Annotated in this window: 21 protein-coding genes and 1 pseudogene; 17 read left to right on the forward strand and 5 right to left on the reverse strand. The window is 54.6% G+C overall.

Going from position 1 to position 19,563, the window contains the following annotated elements:
* The first annotated feature begins 21 nt into the window (after positions 1-21).
* The 7 genes and pseudogenes from AB9F26_RS03895 to AB9F26_RS03925 form a co-directional block, all read left to right on the forward strand.
* Positions 22-1,044, forward strand: a complete 1,023-nt coding sequence (locus AB9F26_RS03895) for a TRAP transporter substrate-binding protein (RefSeq protein WP_335583518.1) — start codon at positions 22-24, stop codon at positions 1,042-1,044.
* A 61-nt stretch (positions 1,045-1,105) separates the two neighbouring features.
* Positions 1,106-1,657: a TRAP transporter small permease subunit gene (locus tag AB9F26_RS03900; protein ID WP_369767325.1), complete on the forward strand. Its 552-nt coding sequence runs from the start codon at positions 1,106-1,108 to the stop codon at positions 1,655-1,657.
* Between the two features lies 1 nt (position 1,658).
* Positions 1,659-2,984 carry a TRAP transporter large permease subunit gene (locus AB9F26_RS03905; protein ID WP_039002663.1) on the forward strand — a complete coding sequence of 442 codons (1,326 nt, stop codon included), beginning with the start codon at positions 1,659-1,661 and terminating at the stop codon, positions 2,982-2,984.
* 275 nt (positions 2,985-3,259) lie between these two features.
* Positions 3,260-3,385, forward strand: coding sequence for a hypothetical protein (locus AB9F26_RS03910; protein WP_335583515.1), 126 nt, complete (start codon positions 3,260-3,262; stop codon positions 3,383-3,385).
* Between the two features lie 6 nt (positions 3,386-3,391).
* Complete coding sequence (locus tag AB9F26_RS03915) at positions 3,392-3,649, forward strand: DUF3604 domain-containing protein (protein WP_369767326.1); 258 nt, start codon at positions 3,392-3,394, stop codon at positions 3,647-3,649.
* Positions 3,650-3,757: 108 nt separating this feature from the next.
* The gene (locus tag AB9F26_RS03920) at positions 3,758-4,045 is read left to right on the forward strand and encodes a DUF3604 domain-containing protein (protein ID WP_369767327.1); all 288 of its coding nucleotides are present in this window, start codon (positions 3,758-3,760) and stop codon (positions 4,043-4,045) included.
* 701 nt (positions 4,046-4,746) lie between these two features.
* Positions 4,747-4,869: pseudogene (locus AB9F26_RS03925) on the forward strand (hypothetical protein); the annotation flags it as partial.
* A gap of 149 nt (positions 4,870-5,018) precedes the next feature.
* Here AB9F26_RS03925 and AB9F26_RS03930 read toward each other — a convergent pair.
* The 3 genes from AB9F26_RS03930 to AB9F26_RS03940 form a co-directional block, all read right to left on the reverse strand.
* Positions 5,019-6,032, reverse strand: a complete 1,014-nt coding sequence (locus AB9F26_RS03930; protein WP_369767328.1) for a HupE/UreJ family protein — start codon at positions 6,030-6,032, stop codon at positions 5,019-5,021.
* Positions 6,029-6,874: a peptidyl-prolyl cis-trans isomerase gene (locus tag AB9F26_RS03935; RefSeq protein ID WP_369767329.1), complete on the reverse strand. Its 846-nt coding sequence runs from the start codon at positions 6,872-6,874 to the stop codon at positions 6,029-6,031. The genes AB9F26_RS03930 and AB9F26_RS03935 overlap by 4 nt, the downstream gene beginning before the upstream one ends.
* 185 nt (positions 6,875-7,059) lie before the next feature.
* The gene (locus tag AB9F26_RS03940) at positions 7,060-7,764 is read right to left on the reverse strand and encodes a GntR family transcriptional regulator (protein ID WP_369755116.1); all 705 of its coding nucleotides are present in this window, start codon (positions 7,762-7,764) and stop codon (positions 7,060-7,062) included.
* Between the two features lie 170 nt (positions 7,765-7,934).
* On the opposite strand from AB9F26_RS03940, the gene AB9F26_RS03945 reads away from it, so the two are divergent.
* The 3 genes from AB9F26_RS03945 to AB9F26_RS03955 all read left to right on the forward strand — a co-directional run bounded on the left by AB9F26_RS03945 (position 7,935) and on the right by AB9F26_RS03955 (position 10,831).
* Positions 7,935-8,816: a fumarylacetoacetate hydrolase family protein gene (locus AB9F26_RS03945; RefSeq protein WP_369767330.1), complete on the forward strand. Its 882-nt coding sequence runs from the start codon at positions 7,935-7,937 to the stop codon at positions 8,814-8,816.
* A gap of 16 nt (positions 8,817-8,832) precedes the next feature.
* Complete coding sequence (locus AB9F26_RS03950) at positions 8,833-9,786, forward strand: VOC family protein (protein WP_335583509.1); 954 nt, start codon at positions 8,833-8,835, stop codon at positions 9,784-9,786.
* Positions 9,787-9,904: 118 nt separating this feature from the next.
* Complete coding sequence (locus AB9F26_RS03955) at positions 9,905-10,831, forward strand: LysR substrate-binding domain-containing protein (protein WP_335583508.1); 927 nt, start codon at positions 9,905-9,907, stop codon at positions 10,829-10,831.
* Between the two features lie 9 nt (positions 10,832-10,840).
* On the opposite strand, the gene AB9F26_RS03960 is transcribed toward AB9F26_RS03955, so the two are convergent.
* Positions 10,841-12,472, reverse strand: coding sequence for an FAD-dependent monooxygenase (locus AB9F26_RS03960; RefSeq protein WP_369767331.1), 1,632 nt, complete (start codon positions 12,470-12,472; stop codon positions 10,841-10,843).
* Between the two features lie 90 nt (positions 12,473-12,562).
* Complete coding sequence (locus AB9F26_RS03965; protein ID WP_369755110.1) at positions 12,563-13,156, reverse strand: VOC family protein; 594 nt, start codon at positions 13,154-13,156, stop codon at positions 12,563-12,565.
* A gap of 250 nt (positions 13,157-13,406) precedes the next feature.
* Between AB9F26_RS03965 and AB9F26_RS03970 the strand changes: the two genes are divergently transcribed.
* The 7 genes from AB9F26_RS03970 (at position 13,407) to AB9F26_RS04000 (ending at position 19,531) form a co-directional block, all read left to right on the forward strand.
* A complete protein-coding gene (locus AB9F26_RS03970; RefSeq protein WP_335583505.1) occupies positions 13,407-13,784 on the forward strand; it encodes a nuclear transport factor 2 family protein in 378 nt (125 codons plus the stop codon).
* 281 nt (positions 13,785-14,065) lie between these two features.
* Entirely contained in the window at positions 14,066-15,082 is a 1,017-nt protein-coding gene (locus AB9F26_RS03975; RefSeq protein ID WP_369757457.1) for a TRAP transporter substrate-binding protein, read from the forward strand.
* A gap of 60 nt (positions 15,083-15,142) precedes the next feature.
* Entirely contained in the window at positions 15,143-15,655 is a 513-nt protein-coding gene (locus AB9F26_RS03980) for a TRAP transporter small permease (RefSeq protein WP_335583503.1), read from the forward strand.
* Positions 15,652-16,929 carry a TRAP transporter large permease gene (locus AB9F26_RS03985; RefSeq protein WP_369767332.1) on the forward strand — a complete coding sequence of 426 codons (1,278 nt, stop codon included), beginning with the start codon at positions 15,652-15,654 and terminating at the stop codon, positions 16,927-16,929. The genes AB9F26_RS03980 and AB9F26_RS03985 overlap by 4 nt, the downstream gene beginning before the upstream one ends.
* An 11-nt stretch (positions 16,930-16,940) precedes the next feature.
* Positions 16,941-17,696, forward strand: a complete 756-nt coding sequence (locus AB9F26_RS03990) for an SDR family NAD(P)-dependent oxidoreductase (protein ID WP_369767333.1) — start codon at positions 16,941-16,943, stop codon at positions 17,694-17,696.
* A 70-nt stretch (positions 17,697-17,766) separates the two neighbouring features.
* Positions 17,767-18,636: a fumarylacetoacetate hydrolase family protein gene (locus tag AB9F26_RS03995; RefSeq protein ID WP_369767334.1), complete on the forward strand. Its 870-nt coding sequence runs from the start codon at positions 17,767-17,769 to the stop codon at positions 18,634-18,636.
* Between the two features lie 22 nt (positions 18,637-18,658).
* Complete coding sequence (locus tag AB9F26_RS04000; RefSeq protein ID WP_369767335.1) at positions 18,659-19,531, forward strand: alpha/beta hydrolase; 873 nt, start codon at positions 18,659-18,661, stop codon at positions 19,529-19,531.
* Positions 19,532-19,563 lie beyond the last annotated feature (32 nt).

The following is a 19,563-nucleotide window of genomic DNA, read 5'->3' on the forward strand; positions in this document are numbered from 1 at the left end:
TTGAAATCAGGGAGTAACTCAATGTCACTAAACGTAAAATCACTCGCGATTGCCGCGACACTTGCAATGACCGCCTCAGGCGCTTTCGCACAAGACTTTGCATTGCGCTTTCAATCGTCCGATCCCGCTGGCAACCCTAACTTTGGTTTGCAAAGCGAATGGGCCGCCAGCGTTGGCGTCCTCACAGGTGGACGGGTTACTGTTGAAATGTTGCCAGTAAACTCAATCGTCCAACACACAGAAACCCAAGATGCGGTTGCCGCAGGGATCATCGACGGTCACATCACCGATACGTCCTACTTCACGGGCAAAGATGCGGCGTTTGGCTTAATTGCGAACCCCGTTGGCGCATGGTCTTCACCGTATGAAATGTTTGCGTTTATGCAATACGGTGGCGGCAATGAACTGATGGCCGAATTGGTCGAGCCTTATGGTTTGCACTTTATCGGGGCCACAACCCCTGGCCTTGAAGCGTTTATCTCAAAAGTACCCTTGGATGGTGTTGACGATCTCAAAGGCTTGAAAATGCGGGCGCCAGAAGGCCTCGTTCAGCAAGTGTTTGCAGCAGCAGGCGCGGCTCCGGTCAATTTGCCCGGTTCGGAAGTGTTTACCTCGCTTGATAAAGGCGTGATCGACGCGGCTGACTATACCGTGTTCTCGACCAATCAAGAGCAGGGTATGCATGATGTTGCCAAGCATCCCGTTTACCCCGGTTTCCACTCCATGCCACTCGTCGAAGTGTCGATGAACAAAGCGACATGGGACAGTATGCCTGCGGATATCCACGCCATCCTAGAAATGTCGGTGCGTGATTTCGCCAACAATATGGTGAGCCAACTGGCCGCACGCGATACGATTGCTGTTGCCGAAGCGAACGCAAACCCAGAAATCACAGTGCACAACTGGTCCGCAGCAGAGCGCGCCAAATTCCGCACGATTGCACAGGGTGAGTGGAGCAAAGTGGCGACACGTTCGGACAATGCACAACGCGTTTTTGATGTGCTCACTGCATATCTTGCAGCGCAAGGCATGATTTCCGAGTAATCTAAACCACAAGCGGCCCCGTCATTTCGGCGGGGCCGTTTTTTCAAGGGATGTGAACCCAATGGACCAAGATCAAATCAAAAAACTGCATTTAGAGGAAGGCGCTGACCCGGACTCAGGGGCATTGGGGCAAGTCATTAATTCTGTGGGCATCATCTTTGCCATCGGAATTTTAATCTCCGCAGCCATTCTGATCCTCGAAATTTTTCTGCGCTATGTGCTGAATGCTCCCACCATTTGGGCCCACGAGACCGTGATTTTTCTGAACGCCAGCGCGTTTGTCTTCGGTGGCCTCTATGTGGTGTCGCGCAACAGCCATATCCGTGTTGTTTTGATCTATGATTACCTGTCCAAACCCGTTCGGCGCCATTTTGACATCGCGATTTCCCTCACAAGTTTTCTGGCGTCGGTGATATTCGCATGGGCCGCGTGGCAAGGCGTGAAACGCGCAATTTGGACACCCGCTGGCGATTTTCGCTTGGAGACGTCCGGCTCCGCGTGGAACCCCCCAACGCCGGGTCTGTTGAAAGTCTTTCTACTTATTATCCTGTGCCTCATGGCTATTCAATTTCTAGTGTTGGCCGTTTCCTACTACAAAAAGAAAGATAGCTAACATGGAATGGCTTTCCCTCCTCACAGACTTCAAGGCTATGGGTATTGAATGGGCGACATTCGCCATGTTCGCCGCGCTGTTGCTTTTGCTCATTACCGGCATGCCGCTGGCGTTCGTTACCCTTTTGGTCGCTTTGATATTCGCTCTGGGTTGGTTCGGACCTATGGCCGTTCCATTGATTACCAGCCGGATTTTCAGCTTTGTGAATTCGTTTGTATTCGTGTCCGTACCAATGTTTGTTTTGATGGCCGCCATCCTTGATCGGTCGGGCATCGCGCGCGATTTGTTTGATGCTATGCGGCTGGTTGGCGGACGATTGCGCGGCGGCATCGCCATTCAAACCTTGCTTGTTGCGGTCATTCTCGCAGCGATGTCTGGCATTATCGGTGGAGAAGTTGTGCTTCTCGGCCTTATCGCTTTGCCGCAAATGTTGCGCCTTGGGTATGACCGCAAACTCGCTATCGGCGTGTGTTGCGCAGGGGGCGCGTTGGGCACGATGATCCCACCGTCCATCGTTTTGATCGTCTACGGGCTTACCGCAAACGTGTCGATTGGCGATCTCTTCACGGCTTCCTTCCTCCCCGGATTGATGTTGGCAGGTCTCTATGTCGTTTACATCCTCATTCGCGCCTACCTAAACCCGTCACTGGCTCCAATTCCAGAACAGGGCGAAATCCCAAGAGCAGAAAAACTGCGTCTTCTCAAAGGTTTGTTCCTGCCGGGGTTGGTTGTGTTTTTTGTGCTTGGGTCGATCTATGGCGGCATTGCCAGCGTGACCGAAGCCTCCGCTGTGGGTGTGTTTGGCGTTACCTTGTCCACCATAATCCGAGGCGAGTTTTCAACGAGTTTGCTGCTCGGCGCGGCGCGGCAAACCCTTGCAACCGTTGGGATGATCGTTTGGATCGGGATCGGGGCCACGGCCTTGGTTGGCGTGTTCAATTTGATGGGCGGTATCAATTTTGTTTCGTCGCTCATCACCGGTATTTCTGACGAGCCTATTTTGATTATCCTGTTTATGATGGCCATCCTCTTTGTGCTTGGGATGTTCCTTGATTGGGTCGGAATCGCCCTTTTAACGATGCCAATCTTTGTGCCGATTGTCGTGTCGCTCGGCTATGACCCTGTTTGGTTTGGCGTTGTGTTTGCCATGAATATGCAGGTGAGTTTTCTATCGCCACCATTTGGTCCCGCCGCGTTTTATCTCAAAAGCGTTGCGCCCAAAGACATCTCGCTGGGGGAAATCTTTCAATCGCTTCTTCCGTTCATCGGGTTGCAAATTATCGCGCTCGGCCTGCTCCTCGCGTTTCCAGGTATCACGGGTCGTTAGGAAGGTGCCATTTCTAGGCTGGGCACGCCTCCGCCTAGATCTGTGGTCTCAGTCCATTCGCTTTTTGCGATCGAGGACAATGATAGTGCCGTAATCACGGTGGATTGCCCCGTTTAGGGTGGGTTCGCGCAATGCAGTTTCACCGGCATTGCGCGAACCCACCATTTCACCAAGTTCCAACTGGGCGATCGGAATTGAATTTCCCCCCCTCTGAGCCCATGCCGAAAAGGGGCTCGTGCCCGATTAATCGCAGCAAAACCAGCGCGTGATTAAGCATGTTCACCCTCCACCGCATCGTTATTTTCCGCGACGGACCTGAGCGCGCTGGCCAAGTCGAACCCTGTACCACGACGCACCCAATGGGGGCGGTTGATCCGCGCAAACTTTGGGGGTGGTTGTAAAACTATTTGGACAAAACGGGCGGTGATGTGGCAGCGATTCCACACAACGGGAACCTGTCGAGTGGCATGTTGTTCGCACTTCAGGTCGGTTTTGCCGATGGCGCTCCGCTGGACGCAGGCTATGCCGCGCAACGCCAGAAATGGGAATGCCTTTACGAAGCCATCCCTATGAAGGGCGAGGGCGAAGCACATTCTTTTCTCTCTCCTGACGATGAATCTGCCGAATTTGAAACATGGAAATATTGCAACCTTGACGCGAGCTAAGCGAAAATTGCCGATATGTTGGCTGGGATTTCGAAGACGATGACGCCCTGCGTCGAGACTTCGCGGTCGTTGGCGATAGCAAAGGGGGGGCGATGGGGAGCGACCTTGTTGTCGCGACCGAAGAAGGACGTTCGCCCGAGTTTCTGGTCTATGCATTATGCGACCCCAAGCAAAACCAATTCAGCTGGCGCGGCTGAGTTGGGGATAGTATGGGCAGACTCAGATTTTGCTCCTGCTCTCAAGGCGTTCTATTACGCTCGCGTTGTCGAAATTCTGACCCCGTACTGGACGGCGGATGATCGCGTGAAGTACGACCCAGATCTCTCCGTGACGGTCCCCTTCAAAACACAAGATCGGGCCATTACCTCGCCGATTTGGTGCACCCTAAAGGGCTAAATGATCTATCGAAACGTTTGGTCTGTGGGGCCAACTCTGAGTGTGGGAAGGCGCATCGATCCAGATTTTCGGACGGCTGGATTTGAAACTCCGGCCGCCTCCTTGAAAAAGTCATCAACAGATAAAGGGAGAAAAATAAATGATATGGTCCTTAGTGCGGCACGAATGGGCGCCACAACGGCGGGTGCTGCCGAACTTGAGACACCCGAAAGCTATGCGCGTGCCGTGGTTGATGAATCGTTCAAAAGCACTGTTCAGGATGTTAGCTCCTGCACATACCGCCTATGCCGAGAAAGACCCTGATGGTGCCAATCTGGGACACATCCGAGTATCAAAGGGTGGGTGGATGCGCTTGGTGGCACACGCCGCGTATTATCGACGTATTGATTTGAAAATATACCTAATATTTTGGCGCGCCCATGCTCTCGGGGGGAGGCGGACACTGATTTTCCCCATGAATCCCCATCGTTTTACGCCGCGCGCGTCCTTGAAATTCCGAGGCTGTGTGCAATGTTTCACCGTTGATGCCAGAGGTTGCTGCGACGATCCAAAAGAAAGGCTCTCAGATGAATCCTCTACGCCAATTCATCGGGCCCATGAGCGATGCGACACCCTTGTTTGCGGTCGAAGGCGGGCTAGGAAACTATTTTCTGAGGTTACGCGAATCCTTTTCGGGCATTCTCATTTGAGACACGTCGTCGGGTTTGGGCGATACCACGATCACCCTCGTGGTCAGCCGGCATTCTGGCAACCTCCATAGTAGCGCCGCCTTTTTGATCTATACCCCGACAGGAAGCGATGCAAACTGCGCTCAATGCGCGTAACCATATCTGGTTGCTCCAGCTCGTTTTATCGGCCAAGTGGTTGGGAATATTCAGGTTCCGTCCGTGTTTTGTTCAACACCTGCAACACAGCGGCGGTCGACCAAACGCGCCAGCGTTAAACCTTCAGGGGGCCGTACATGATGGCGTGTTCAAAACAGCGCTAGCCTTTGCACAAACCAAAAAGCCGCCACGCCGCCAATTCCATAGCCAATGGTGATTAGGGCGACGCCCTGTGGTTGCAATGCTTTTCTGGCGATTTTTGGGGCCAAGCGGAGCAACAAGTATCCGAGCGAAAGCACAACTGTAATGAACATGAGTTGGCCGATTTCCACACCTATGTTGAAAGAAAATAGCGCCAGTGGGATGTCGCCCTCGGGCAGGCCGATTTCGACCAAAGCGCCAGCAAAACCGAGGCCGTGCAGCAAACCAAAAGCAAACGCCACGGCCCAAGGGTAGCGCACAGTTAGCGTTTGGTGGTCCTTGGATTGTTGCACCAATTCCGAGGCGAGGAACATAATCGACAACGCGATGACCGCTTCTATGGGAGGCGCAGGGAGCGTGACCCAGCCAAGCGTTGCCGCCACGAGGGATATACTATGGGCGACAGTAAAGGCCGTTATCGCTGCCACCAAGGGACGCCAATTTCGGATGAGCAACAACAGGGCAAGCACAAACACGAGGTGATCAATCCCGCCAAGGATATGCTCAACCCCCAGCGCCACATAGCTTGAGAAAACGCCAAAGGTACTTGGTGTAGCGGGGATCACAAAGGACGGTGTACGTGCCGTCAGGCGCATCGTTTGCCCAGTTCCGCTATCGAGGGTATAGCGCACGAGCACGTCGGTATTGGTGTTTTCCAACCCTTCAATCGTGATCTCGTTGCCCGTCAATCCGCCCACGCATTCCGTCGTCCAGCGCGAGATATACGCGTAGCCATCGAATTGGGTGCTCGGGGGGCGTTGGTACGCACAGTTTTCCGGCAACACGGCTTCGATGGGCATAGGTCGCCCCGAAACGGCGGGTTTGCGCCATGTGACGCGCCAGTTTTCGGCCTCTAAAGGTTCGAGTTCCAGATATCCGGGTTCAAGCGCATGTGCGTGAGTCGACGGAACGGGCGCTCCAAAGAAGGCCAGCATGAGGCCAACAAGAATAAGCCGGATCATTGCGTCAACAACGCGCTATAATCACCAACTTGCACGTCATACCTTGCGCGCAGGTTGTGGATGTTTTGCGCTTTTTCGGCTTCTGCGTTTTGGGTTTGCCAGTCCTGTGTAACCCGCTCTTTAATGGATTCAAGGGGCACGGTTTCAGCGGGTTTGAAGTTTTCGACGCGCACAAGATGAACACCGAAGGACGACACGATTGGCCCCTGCCACTGCTCCAACAGTGTCACGTTGATTGCGTCATAGAACCCGATGCCAAAGCTGCGATCCACATTGGCGCGCGTGGAGCCTTTGAGCGTTGAGGGGAGCAAGGTTGGAACGCCTAATTCTTCGGTCGGTTGGCCATTGCGAACCGCGTCTTGTGTCGCCGAAATCTGGGCGTCAGTGGCGTTCGGGCCGAGGTAGATTTGTTCAAAAGTAACAATGGGATCTAGGGTGTAATTTGCAGTATTTGCGTCATAATAGGCTTTGAGCACGGCCTCGTCAGGGGGCGCACCCACTGTATTGACGCCCGTTATGAAATCCATCTTTTGCCGAAGGCGCTGGCGGATTACAGCATCGTCATGATCAAGCCCCAAGGCCAATGCCTCGCGCACCAAGACTTCTTCTTGAACAAAGCCGTCGACCATTCCGGCCATCTCGTCTTGTGTGGGGAGCCGCATCCAAGTGGCGCGAAATTGTTCCGCGATGCGCACCAGATCCGCGTTATCCACGACAAGCAAGTTTTCCTGCTGTTTGACTGGCCGCTCGTTGAGCGCTGCAAAGGTTGCAAAAACGAGTCCACCAACAAAAATGAAATGCAGTAATGGCTCTCTTAATAGCTTTGAAATTGTGTCTTTCATCATGTTTTCAACGGGTGCCTTTAGAAAAAGGAGGGGTAAAATTCGGTGCAGGGTATGGCTGAATTTGCAGGGGCACAACACGAAAAAGGCTTGCGAAGGTTAATTCGATCCGAGCGATCAAGGCGGAAGTATCAAGGCAAATCTTCGCGAAGAAGGTGAGGTTGATACCCGCTAGAAAACGTGGGTTAGGACTGTTTGTGCATGGGTTTTGTTTCCAAAGCGCCGTCGCTAACGACGGCGTCAATCAGGATGCGCGTGGTAAGTTCGAGATGCTCTCGCATCGCAATACTCGCGGCGGTTTTGTCGCGACCGATCGCGGCATCGGCAATCGCCTTGTGCTCGGCGGTCACATCGCGCTTGCGACTGTCTAGGGGAACGGACACGCTGCGATATCGTTCGGATTGCGCAAAAAGCGTCTCGCGAATGCGCAGCAACCACGGGCTGTCACAGGCCGATACCAGAGCTGCATGGAACCGACTATGCGCCGCGGCCCAGTCTTCGTTGACACGGTCGGGATCGTTCGGATCTTGGAGGCTGATCCGGGACAGTTCAAACTGCGTTGAAACAATGCCGGTTTCCCATTTCAAATCGCCATTCTCGATAGCATTTTCGAGGCAACAGCATTCGATAAGAATGCGCGTTTTGGTAAGGTCTTCCAACTCCGATTGTGTGATCGAGGCAACGCGATACCCCTTGTTGGGTTCAGCCACCACAAGCCCTTCAGAAGTAAGACGGGATAATGCCTCGCGCACAGCACCAAGGCTGAAGCCAAGGGCACTCACGAGGTCAGATATTTTTATTTTTTCGCCAGGTCGCAGGCGACAGGCCAGAATATCCGAACGGACCTTTTCATAGGCCTGCGCTGTTAGGTTCTGAGTCTTGGCCGCCATAGGTTGATCCCCTTTTGCCGATACCTATTTCATGAACATCTACTATATCGCAATAGTATACTGTTGCCCATTCAACAGTCACAACTGCGAGATACGGTAAATAATATATTTTTAATTGACTGATACATTATTTCAATTTATGGTTTCCCTGTCTTATCAGAGGAACTGACATGAAATTTGCCGCATTCGAATTTGCTGGGCAGCGCGGGCTCGCCATAGAGGTTGAGGGCGCGTTTCGTGGCCTTATGGCACAGGACGAAGGGTTTCCCGGCGATCTGTTGACATTGATCCGCGCCGGAGCGCCGGCCCTCAAAGCCGCGGCAAAGGCGCTTGGGAATGGTCCCGTTATCGACATGGCGGCGGTCACGTATCTTCCCCCTGTGGCAGACCCCGAGAAAATTGTGTGTGTTGGGCTGAACTATCGCGATCACTCGGCGGAAAGCGGCTTTGAACAGCCAACTTTTCCAACCCTGTTTGGCCGTTTCAACTCGTCTCTTATGGGGCACGGTGCCTCAATCATCCGTCCACAAGTGTCGAACCAACTCGATTATGAAGGTGAATTGGTCGCGATCATCGGGGCCGAAGCGTCCAAAGTGTCCGAGGCCGATGCGCTGAATTATGTCGCGGGATACTCAATCTTCAACGATGCCTCAATCCGCGACTATCAAGTCAAGTCGCCGCAATGGACCGCAGGCAAGAATTTCGACAACACAGGCGCCTTCGGACCCTATTTTGTCACGGCGGACGCGTTACCCAAGGGCTGTCTCGGGTTAGCACTGACAACCCGCCTCAATGGCCAAGTGGTGCAGCAGGCCGAGATTGATGATATGGTGTTCTCTGTTGCGCAAACCATTTCGATTTGTTCGCAGTTCATGACCTTGAAGCCCGGTGATGTTATCGTCACGGGAACACCTTCAGGGGTTGGTCTTGCGCGCAAGCCGCCGCTTTGGATGGTTGACGGCGATGTCTGCGAAGTCGAGATTACGGGCCTCGGTAAGTTATCCAACCCTGTGCACGACGAAATTTTACAGCCACTCACCAAATCCGCCTGAGTTAAGGGAGAAAACCATGACTGCAATCACTGGCAAAGTCGGCATCACCAAGCGCCCCGGCGAATTGGGTATTCATTCGATGGACACCTTTCACATGGTAGTGCCTGATCTTCGGGTGGCACAGGATTTTTACACCAGCTTCGGCCTAGATGTGCGCGAAGAGGGGGAGGGGTTGGGGCTTTATACCTTCGGGTCGACCCAACGCTGGGCGTCCCTTGGGGAGGCTGGTCGCAAGAAGCTCAACCATCTTAGTTTTGCGATATTTGAAGAAGACTTCGAGCCGATGAAACGACGAATTGAGGCGGACGGAGTGCCGATCATGGATGCGCCGCTCGGTTTTGACAGCAATGGCATTTGGTTTCGCGATCCCTTCGGTGTTTTGATTGAGGTCAAGATTGCTGAAAAAACAAGCCCAACACAAAAGGCGGACTTTAGTGTTCCTTCGTCGGCGGCGGGTGTGATGGGCTCAATGCAGCGCTGCAATGCGCCCAAGGTCCAGCCACATCGGCTGGCGCATCTGCTTATTTTTACTCCCGATGTTCCGGCCTGCATCCGCTTTTACAGCCGTACATTGGGGTTGCGTTTGAGCGACCAGTCTGGCGATGGTATTTGTTTTATGCATGGGATTCACGGCTCGGATCACCATCTGGTCGCCTTTGCAAAATCTGACGCTCCCGGTTTGCATCATTGCAGTTGGGACGTGGGCGGCATCAATGAAATCGGCTTGGGTGCGGCGCAAATGGCAGACAAGGGATTTGACAAAGGTTGGGGCCTTGGACGGCACGTGCTTGGGTCGAATTACTTCCATTATGTCAAAGATCCATGGGGCAGCTATTCGGAATATTCCGCCGACATCGACTATATTCCTGTCGATCACGATTGGGAGGCGGGCGACCATCCGCCAGAGGACTCGATTTACCTGTGGGGGCCAGAAATTCCCAAAGATTTCATCACGAATTATGAGTCCTAGCCAGAGTAAAACCCACCCAAGAAGAAACGTTATCGTTTTCAGGCGGCACAACCTATTATTCGGAGGGCAAGAGAGGTAGAAGCGGTTTACCGTCAGGCGCATTTTAGGAGATCGGCCCGTGAAGTTAACCCAGATCAGGGACCTAATTGCGACCGCTGACACCGGCAGTTTGCGCGCGGCGGCGCGTCATCTAGGCGTGACTCAGCCCGCGATAACGCGCAGCATCCGCGAATTGGAGCGGGAGTTGGGCGTTCCCTTGTTTGAACGGCACCAGTTTGGCATGTTGCCCACAACGATGGGGCTGGCCATGCTCAAACGGGCCCGCACCGTTGAAGAAGAACTGCGGCGCGCGACGGAAGAAATCAGTCAAATGCAGGGCGAAATGGTCGGAGAAGTCCGCGTGGCGATGTCGGCGGTTTCTACTTTCGCCATGATGCCGCAAGCGGTGATGAGTTTTCGCCGCACCCACCCTCGCGCTGTCATGAAGTTCGTTGAGAGCTTTTATGCGCCAATAGAGGGTCAATTGCTCAACGGTGAAATCGACTTTTTCGTTGGTCCCTTTATGGATACCGGACGGGGGAGCCGCGTGACGTCGGAAGTGTTGTTCCAGAATATGCGCGTTGTTATCGCGCGCAAAGGCCATCCGCTTGCGCAGGCGACATCGATTCGTCAGCTTGGGGAGGCCGAATGGGTCAAACAGGCCTTGCACGACCGTAAAAGTGAGGGCGACTTTGAGCGACCATTTGTTCAGCTTGGGTTGCCGATGCCACGGATCATTATGCATACCACATCTTCTACGGCGACCCTGCTGGCGGTGGCCAATAGCGATTTGCTGACCTCAGTTCCAATGCAGGTGTTGAATGCGCCCGTTGATCGCGCGTTGTTTGACGTGCTGCCAATCACCGATGTTCTGGAAGCGGCACCGATCTGCCTTGTGCGGCGTGTCGATCTTTCGCTCACACCGCTGGCGGAATGTATGTTCGACATGTTCCGCCGCGCGGGTCTACAACACAGCCGCAAATCCGATGGCGCAGCTGTATTGTAATCCCTTTTCCTATGCTTTGAGCGAACTGCGACGTCCGATGAGTTGTTCGAAAACGTCGACCGTTGGCACCACTTCTCCGCGCCATGCAACATGTTGATCGGGACGAATTAAGACCAAAGGCGCGCCATAGAGCTTGGCCAGTCGCCCGTCTTTTGGAGCAAATACGGTCAGTGGCATGCCCACGTCTTCGGCCGTTTTGCGCGCCTTTGCGATCTCTTGCGCGTCAACTTTATCGGTAATCAACAGCGTGAACCCCTGACCAAAATGATCATAAAGCGACGAGTCGTCCGCGAGCCAACAATGCGGCGCGATGCAACCCGGCGTGGCCGAGGGCGTATAGTCAATCGACCGCTTCCAGTCTTTTTGCGTGCCGTCATCTATAATCGCGGGTGAATTGCAGTAACAATAGCCCAACACCACTCCACGGGCATAGAATTCGCCGTGCTTGTGCTTGCGCACCATTTCCGCCGCTTCTTGGCGTGCGGCGACACCTTCTGGTGTGTCTTCTTCGATGTGCGGTAGGATCAGCTGGTTTGCGAGGATCGTGTGGTTGGCCTCGGCGGCATCCAGCACAAATTGCGCGGTCTGGCGGCGCTCAACCTCAAAGCTGTCGAGTAGGGCCGTGCCGCCCCACCCCTGAAGCACCGCGGCGAGTTTCCAGCCGATATCAACGGCATCCCCAATCCCCAGCAGCATCCCGAACCCGCCAAACGGTGGATGCAAATGGCCCGCATCGCCGATTAAGAAGGTGCGATCCGTGCGAAACCGGTCGGCCAGCAACTTGCTCGCGACCCACTCGTCAGAGCTGAGCACCTCAATTTCGGTGTCAATTCCGGTCGCCGCGCGGATCATATCCGCAGCGGCCTCCAGACTTGGGGCGTTGGCCGCATCAATGCCGGTCGGCATGAAATACCAGAGATCACCCGTGTCCATCGGCCCGATCAGGCTTGGAAAATCGGGGTTGATTTGCCAGTACATGATGCCGTCGCCGTGTGGGTGTTTCGCGGCCAATTCGGGCGCACGGAAAATGACGTTTAGATTGCGTGAGAGGCCGTAGGTGCCTTCCATCTTGGCGCCAATGGCGTCGCGAACGGCGCTTCCGGCCCCGTCTGCTCCCACAAGATATTCCGCCGACAACTCCCAGTCGCGAGAGGTGGCACTGTCATAAAGCTGTACCGATACGCCGCCATCAAGGGCTGTGTAGCCTGTGAATGTCTGGCCATAGCAGATTTCAACACCCGGCAATGACAAGGCGTGATCAATCAGCACTTTCTCAAGCTTGTATTGCGGAATCCATTGGCCGTGCTCGGAAAATTCCTCGTTACGCTCAGCCTTGCAATCGAGCGCGTGTTCAAAACGGTGCAACAGATGTCCGCCCAGTCGGGTCACGAAATTAACGTGCGAAGGGTACTCAACGCCAAAGGGCGAGGCGGCAGCCAGCTTATCGGCGATCCCCCAGCGGCGCATGTGTTCGCGAGTCCGTGAGTGGGTCGTTTTGGCACGTGGCGCATAGCCTGCGCGGACGCTGCGTTCGAGAATGACGCAAGGCACGCCGCGATAGCCAAGCTCAATGGCAAGGGCGAGGCCCGCAGGCCCGCTGCCGATGATTGCCACTTTTGTGGCGCTAGGTAGGTCTGACATCTGTGAAAGTGCCTCCGATGGCCAAGGCGCAAAGGGCCCTTGGCGTCAATTTTCGTGCGGCAGAGTTGCCTCTGCCGCGGCGTTTGGGGATCAGCTGGGCAAGCGGATGTCGCCGGGTGTGTCAGGTAGGAAATCACCAGCACGAGACATCTTCAGCAGATCGGATTGGGCAACCCCGTCCTTCAGAGCCTTGATCAGTTTGGGCGGGTCAACTTCGACACCGATAGGCTCGCGTGCAAATTCGGGCGATGTCTGCATCCAATGCGCGGAGTGAATCCAGTTGCCAAAGTTGTCGCTTTGCAACTCAACGCTATTGCCGTCGGGATCGACATAATAGAACGACATCGTAAGCCCGTGGTCGAGGCTGATGTGCGGGAGAATGCCGACCTCGGCCAGACGTTCATAATTGTCGAGTAACCCTTGGAGCGTGCCAAATTCAAAGGCCGTGTGATGGATACCGTCATGGACGATCTTATCGGGATCGGCTTTGATCCCAGGGGTGGCGAGAAAGGCAATCCGGTGATTTGCCGTGTCATTCGTCGTCCAGGCGGCACCTTCAAAAACGAAATTGGGTGCGCAGCCTACCACGGCTTCGTACCAGTCCATCATTTCCTGCATGCGTGTTGTTTTGAATGTTACGTGGTGCAGTATTGGTTTCTGCGCGATTGGTTTTGGTTTCTTCAATGGTTTCTCCTCCCAGTATAGACGAGCGCAACCCGTTAGGACGCAAACTCGATCGGTCAGTGAAACTCTGTCACGGCCTCTCCACATGGGGCAGATGGAAAACCACCTTTGCTGATACCAGAAAATTATCGCTCCCCTTGATTTCGCGTATTTTCGTTGATGATACCAGAAACCTATCGTCGAAAAGAAATGTGGATCGCGCCAAGGTCGCCAATGGTTTCTAAAACGATACAGAACCAAAGGGGGGATCATGCCAGCAGGACGTACAGCGGAACTAGAAGCCATAGAAATGCTGCGGTGTGCCGCGCTTATGGCGGGTGATTATAACGGTCTCGCGAATTTATTGACGGATGATCTTGTTCATATTCACCTCACAGGGCAGGTGGATACAAAAGAAGGATATCTGAGCGGATTTCGCGATAAGTATAGGTTTCGCAATATCGAACGCGGCCCGCTTCGAATTCGGTTCTTTGGCAATACAGCCGTGATGACGGGGCGGCTCACCCAGATAATCGACGTGCGCGATACAGAGCAGGTGCTTGATGTAACGGCCATGACGACACAGGTCTGGAACCACGACGGAACGCGCTGGCAGCTCAATACTTGTCATAATGCGCCATTGGCATGAAATCCGTGCTATCACGGGCCCATATGCCAAAGTTTGGCGCGTTTTCTGCGACAGTAAACGTCGCCGTATTCACATGGAACATGCTGAATAGACGGGATAATGTTCAATGCGCAGCCACGCCATTTCGTTGTTTTGATTACTTGATACCGTTTTGGCATCACTTGACGCCCGATCATATCTTCGGTGGGGACAGACCCCATGGTACTGCTTAAAAGAGGGAGAACTGTGCGTCGATTTGTTGCCCAAACGGGGCGCAGGCGTACAGTATAAGGGAGGATAGAATGAGCATTAAAACTGTAACTGCCGTTGCATTGATCGCAGGGGCTACTGCTGCGATTGTACCACAGATCGCAAGCGCACAGGACCATGTCCTAAAAGTATCCGCGCCAATTCCGCCAACCGAGAGAGATCCGGTTTACGCGTGGATGGTCGCCTTTGAAAAAGGTGTCGAAGCAAGTTCGAACGGACAGATAGACGTGCAATTGTTCCCCGCCAACCAGCTCGGCCAGCTTCCAGCTGCGGTTGAGGGTGTTTCGATGGGCACGATTGAAGTTTCCTTTTCGATCATCGGCTTTTTCAACGCGCTCGACCCGCGCTTTCAGGTGCTAGATGCAGGCGGATTGTTCAACTCTCCCGAAAATGCAATGCGCGCCTACCAACAGCCAGAAACGCGCCAGATGCTGTCTGAATTCGGCGCGGCCGCCGGTGTGAAACCACTGGTGATCGTGATTGACGGGCAGGGGGTTGTTGTCTCAAAAGAGCCTCTCGAAACTGTTGCAGATTTTGAAGGCGTGAAGGTCCGCACGGGCGGGGCCGCTCCGCTCTTGGTCGATCCGCTCATCGCAATGGGCGCGGCACCAGTCGCCATGCCATTGGGGGAAGTTGTTCCCGGTTTGCAAACGGGCACCATCGACGCGGCCACCAATTCCATGGGTGTGGTCAACGCCTTTAAAATGGCCGATGTCGCCAAGAACGTCACCTATTTGCCAGGCAACTACACCACAGTTGGCGCGGTTGTTAACACGGGCTTCCTAGATAAAATTGGACCGGATTTGGCCAAAATCGTGATGGATGAGGCGATGAAAGCGGAATCTGTCATTTTTGATCACTTGGCAAGTGCTCCAGCGCAAGAAGCCGCTTGGGAAGCTGCTGGAGGGCAAGTCATTCGGATGAACGACGCGGAGCAAGAACTCTTTCTTTCGATTTCCAATCCAATCGTGGAAGGTCTTGTCGCACAGAACCCGCAAATGCAGGCGGATTTTGAGGTCCTGAAAGAAGCAGCCGCTGCTTCGCAGTAATCCGCATAAAGGTACCGGGGAGCAGAATTGCCCCCGGTCGTATTTCTCAAGGGGAAGACTATGCATTTTCTCGACAAGGTCGCTAACGGCCTGCTGAAACTGCTGGGGATCATGCTCATTGCGATGGTTTGTCTGAGCGTTTACAATGTGATCAGCCGATATGTGTTCAACAGCGCGTTGCTCTGGGCCGACGAAATTGCCGTGTTTGCGATGATCACCCTTGGTTGGCTTGGCGCGGTCGTCTGTGGCTGGCGCAATTCCGAAATCCGCATGGATATCCTGAGCAACTTAATGCCGCAATCCGCACAGAGGATCCTTCAGATATTCCAGCAGGCGGTTATTGCGGTTTTGTGTGGTTGGGTGGCGTTTCAATCCGTGCCCTATATCACGCGGACCCACGCCATCGGCATGCGCAGCGACGCCTCGGGTTTTCCGGTCTGGCTTATCCATATCGTGATCCCCGTAAGTCTTGTGTTGATCGCGTTGATCGCGGCGCTCCGCTGTTTGCGTCTGATCGCGGGTAAGGACGTGGTTTTCGCGCCTGTGACACCAACGAAAAGGACCGTCGGATGATTTTCGCTCTGGGCCTCGTGCCCGTCGTCTTGTTGCTTTTTGGCTTTCCCATCTTCATCGTCTTGTTGGCGGGATCGGTGCTGGCGCTCACGGGCTACATGCAAATGCCGCTGACGGCCATTCAGCAAAATTTGATGGGATCCCTGAATTCTCCGGGCTTGTTGGCTGTTCCCTATTTCATCTTTGCGGGCGAATTGATGTCGCGCGGCACCGTGTCCAAACGGCTGGTAGATTTTGTGCGCTCTCTTGTGGGCAATCTGCCCGGATCGTTGGGCGTTACCACGGTTGGGACCGCCACTGTTTTTGGCGCGATCTCTGGTTCGAGTGCGGCTTCGGTCGTCGCCGTCGGCAAGGTCATGCATCCTACGATGACCGCCGACAATTACCCCCAAAGGTTTTCGGCAGGGATGATCACCTCGGTCAGTGCCATTGGTATTATCATTCCGCCGTCCATCCCGATGATTATCTATGGCGCTGCCGCTGAAGCGTCGATCCCGCGTCTCTATGCGGCTGGCGTTGTGCCGGGGTTAATCCTCGCGGCGATGCTGTCGATCTTTATCATGTTGCGCGCCCGTGCGGGTGGTTTTGGTACCACTGAGGCGCCCTCGCTTAAGCGAATTCTCTATACGATGGGCCGCGCGTCTTGGGCGCTGGGCGCACCAGTGATCGTTTTGGGCGGCATCTATGGCGGGGTCTTTTCCCCGACCGAAGCCGCCGCTGTGGCCTGTGCTTATGCGCTGATCGTTACGCGGTTCATCTATCGTGAACTCAGTTGGTCCGAGATCTTGGATGCGGCGACCTCGACTGTTTTCTTCACCGCACAAGTGTTGGTCATCATCGCCGCTGCGGGGCTTTTCTCGTGGATACTTACGGTCAATCAGGTGCCGCAAACGCTGGTGACTTGGATTGCCGAGATGGAGATTTCGCCTTGGCAGTTCCTAATAGCGGTCAACATTCTGTTGCTGGTTGTGGGTTGCTTCATGGACCCTCTGTCGGCGATCCTATTGCTGACACCGCTGCTCATTCCGATCGTTGACTCGCTGGGGATCGACAAGGTTCACTTTGGGATCGTCATGACGCTGAACCTCGCTATTGGCCTGTTCACGCCGCCCTTTGGCATCAATATCTTTGTCGCTCAATCCGCGTTAAAAATGCAGACCCTTGATATCTATCGTGGTGTGCTGCCCTTCTTTGCGGTCTTCCTTGCGGCACTTTTGCTCATCACTTTCGTCCCTGCGATTTCGCTTTGGGGCATGGAACTGTTCCTGTTCTGAAAGGACGAAACATGTCGCGACTGTTTGATCGCACGATAATTATTACTGGTTCTGCACAGGGAATTGGCGCGGTCTATGCCAAGGCCATCGCCGCACAAGGCGCGCGTGTGGCACTATGTGATGTGGCCGCACCCGACGCTTGTGTTGCCGAAATCCGTGCGGCGGGGCATGAAGCGATGGGCGCCATTTGCGACATTACCGATGCAGCGGCAGTGGCGGATTTCGTCGCCGAAGTGACCGCGCAGTTTGGTGAGGTCACGGGTTTGGTCAATAACGCGGCGATGTTTGCGTCGCTGCGGCCCAAACCGTTTGAACAAATCACCTCCGAGGAGTTTGACCGCGTGCTTCAGGTCAACGTGCGCGGCACGTTTGAATGTATCCGTGCAGTGATGCCGGGGATGCGGGCGGCGGGCTATGGCAAGATCGTCAACATCGCCTCAGGAACGCTTTTCAAAGGCACACCGGGATTGCTGCATTACACCGCCTCCAAAGGGGCCGTGATCGCGCTGACCCGCGTGGTTGCGCGCGAAGCTGGGGCAGCGGGTATTCGCGTTAATTGCCTGACCCCGGGTTTCACGTTGAGCGAGGGCATCATGGATGCCGCCGAAACCGAAGCGATCAACCAAATGACAGTGGCGTCGCGCTGCCTGCCGCGCGACCAGATGCCAGATGACTTGAACGGCGCGGTGATTTTTCTGCTGTCACAAGACAGCGATTTCATGACGGGTCAAACCATTGTCGTCGACGGTGGGTCGGTGATGAACTGACACGCCCGCTAACCTCAAAAATACTGTGCCAAATGGCACGCCCACCACTTTCAACGAATTAGGAACCGATATGCCAATTGCAGTATTTACGAAGAATTCGCGGCCACGGCTCGGCAAAGTTTTTGGCGATGCCTTGATTGACCTTTCCGTCGCCGCCCCTGACCTGCCTGATAGCATTATCGCGTTTTTGAAAGCTGGCGCGCCCGCGCGCGCGTCCTATGACAAAGTGACCCGTGACTCAGGCGAACTCATCCCGCTTACCGACGTGACGCTGCAAGCCCCTGTGCCGCAACCCGAGAAATTCCTCGCCATTGGCATGAACTATGCCGATCACGGCGAGGAGGCAAAAAAGCTTGGTGTTGAGGTTCCGCCGTACCAGTTATGGTTCAATAAACAGGTGAGCTGTATCAATGGGCCGTTTGATGATGTGGTGTCGCCGAAAGTGACGGAAAAGCTTGATTACGAGGTGGAGCTTGCCGTGGTGATCGGCAAAACCTGTCGCTATGTTTCTGAGGAGGACGCCGCTTCGGTTGTTGGCGGCTACATGGTATCCAACGACGTGTCGGCTCGTGATTGGCAATTGCGCACAGGCACCATGACGCTCGGAAAATCCTTTGATACGCACGGACCCATTGGCCCATGGTTGACCTTGCCGGACGAAATCGGTGATCCGCATGACTTGCGCCTGCGCACGTTCATTAACGGCGAAGTGCGCCAAGACGGCAATACCCGCGACCTGATCTACAGCATCTGGCAGCAGATTTCCTATCTGTCGCAAGTCATGACCCTCAAGCCGGGCGACATTCTGGCAACAGGCACACCCAGTGGTGTTGGCGTGGCGATGAATCCGCCGCAATTCCTGCGCGTGGGGGACGTGATGCGGGTGGAGGTTGAGGGGCTTGGCCATCTGGAAAACCGCGTGATCAAAGATCGCGGATAACAAAATTAGGGAGGAGTACACAATGAACCAGAAGGCAAACACCACCAGTTTCAAAGAACAAATCGACGCGCAGGTTTTGAGTGGCAAAGTGGCACGCGGCAGCGATACCAGTTTGCCAGTGATCCTCGCGATCCATGGCGGCACGTATAATTGCGACTATTTCGATATTCCGGGATACTCGTTGATCGACCGTGCCGTAGCACAGGGGTTCGATATCGTGGCGCTCGACAGGCCAGGGTATCGCGAGTCAACTGCCTTGCCGGATACGCCTGATATGATTGACGCCAATGCCCAAGCACTGAATGCGGCTTTGCCAGCGTTGATCGCCAAGCTTGGTTTGGCGGGACGTCCGATTTTTGTGATCGGGCATTCCATTGGCGGGGCGATTGCTCTGACGCTGGCGTCGATCCGCGCGGGTTGGTCGTTGTCAGGGATTGCGGTGTCTGGAGTGGGGGCCGAAACGCCGCCCGAGGATGCGGATAATTACGCCAACTTACCGCAGCAATATTTTGTCGAATTGCCAACGCCAATGAAGGACGCGGTAATGTTTGGCCCCGAGGGCAGCTATGCGGCGGACATGCCCCAAGCCAGCCATATGGCCAATACGGCCGTGCCCCGCGCGGAATTGATCGACATCACGGGCGAGTGGCAAAATCGGGTTGCGGGCATTGCGGCGCGCATCGACGTGCCTGTGCATTACCGACAAGCCGCCCATGAGAAGCTTTGGTTGACATCAAAGGAACGCGTCGCGGCATTCGCGGACCTGTTCACAGCCAGTCCGCGCGTCGATGCAGCCCTCATTGAGAACGTCGGGCATTGCATTGATTTCCACAACGTGGGTGCCGCGTTCCAGAAAGCGCAGCTTGATTTTGCTGCAGGCACGCAAACGGCCTAACGAGGCTTTCGTCAAGAATACCACCGAAATAA

The organism is Falsihalocynthiibacter sp. BN13B15 (genome assembly GCF_041205415.1).
GTDB classification, from domain to species: Bacteria; Pseudomonadota; Alphaproteobacteria; order Rhodobacterales; family Rhodobacteraceae; genus Falsihalocynthiibacter; species Falsihalocynthiibacter arcticus.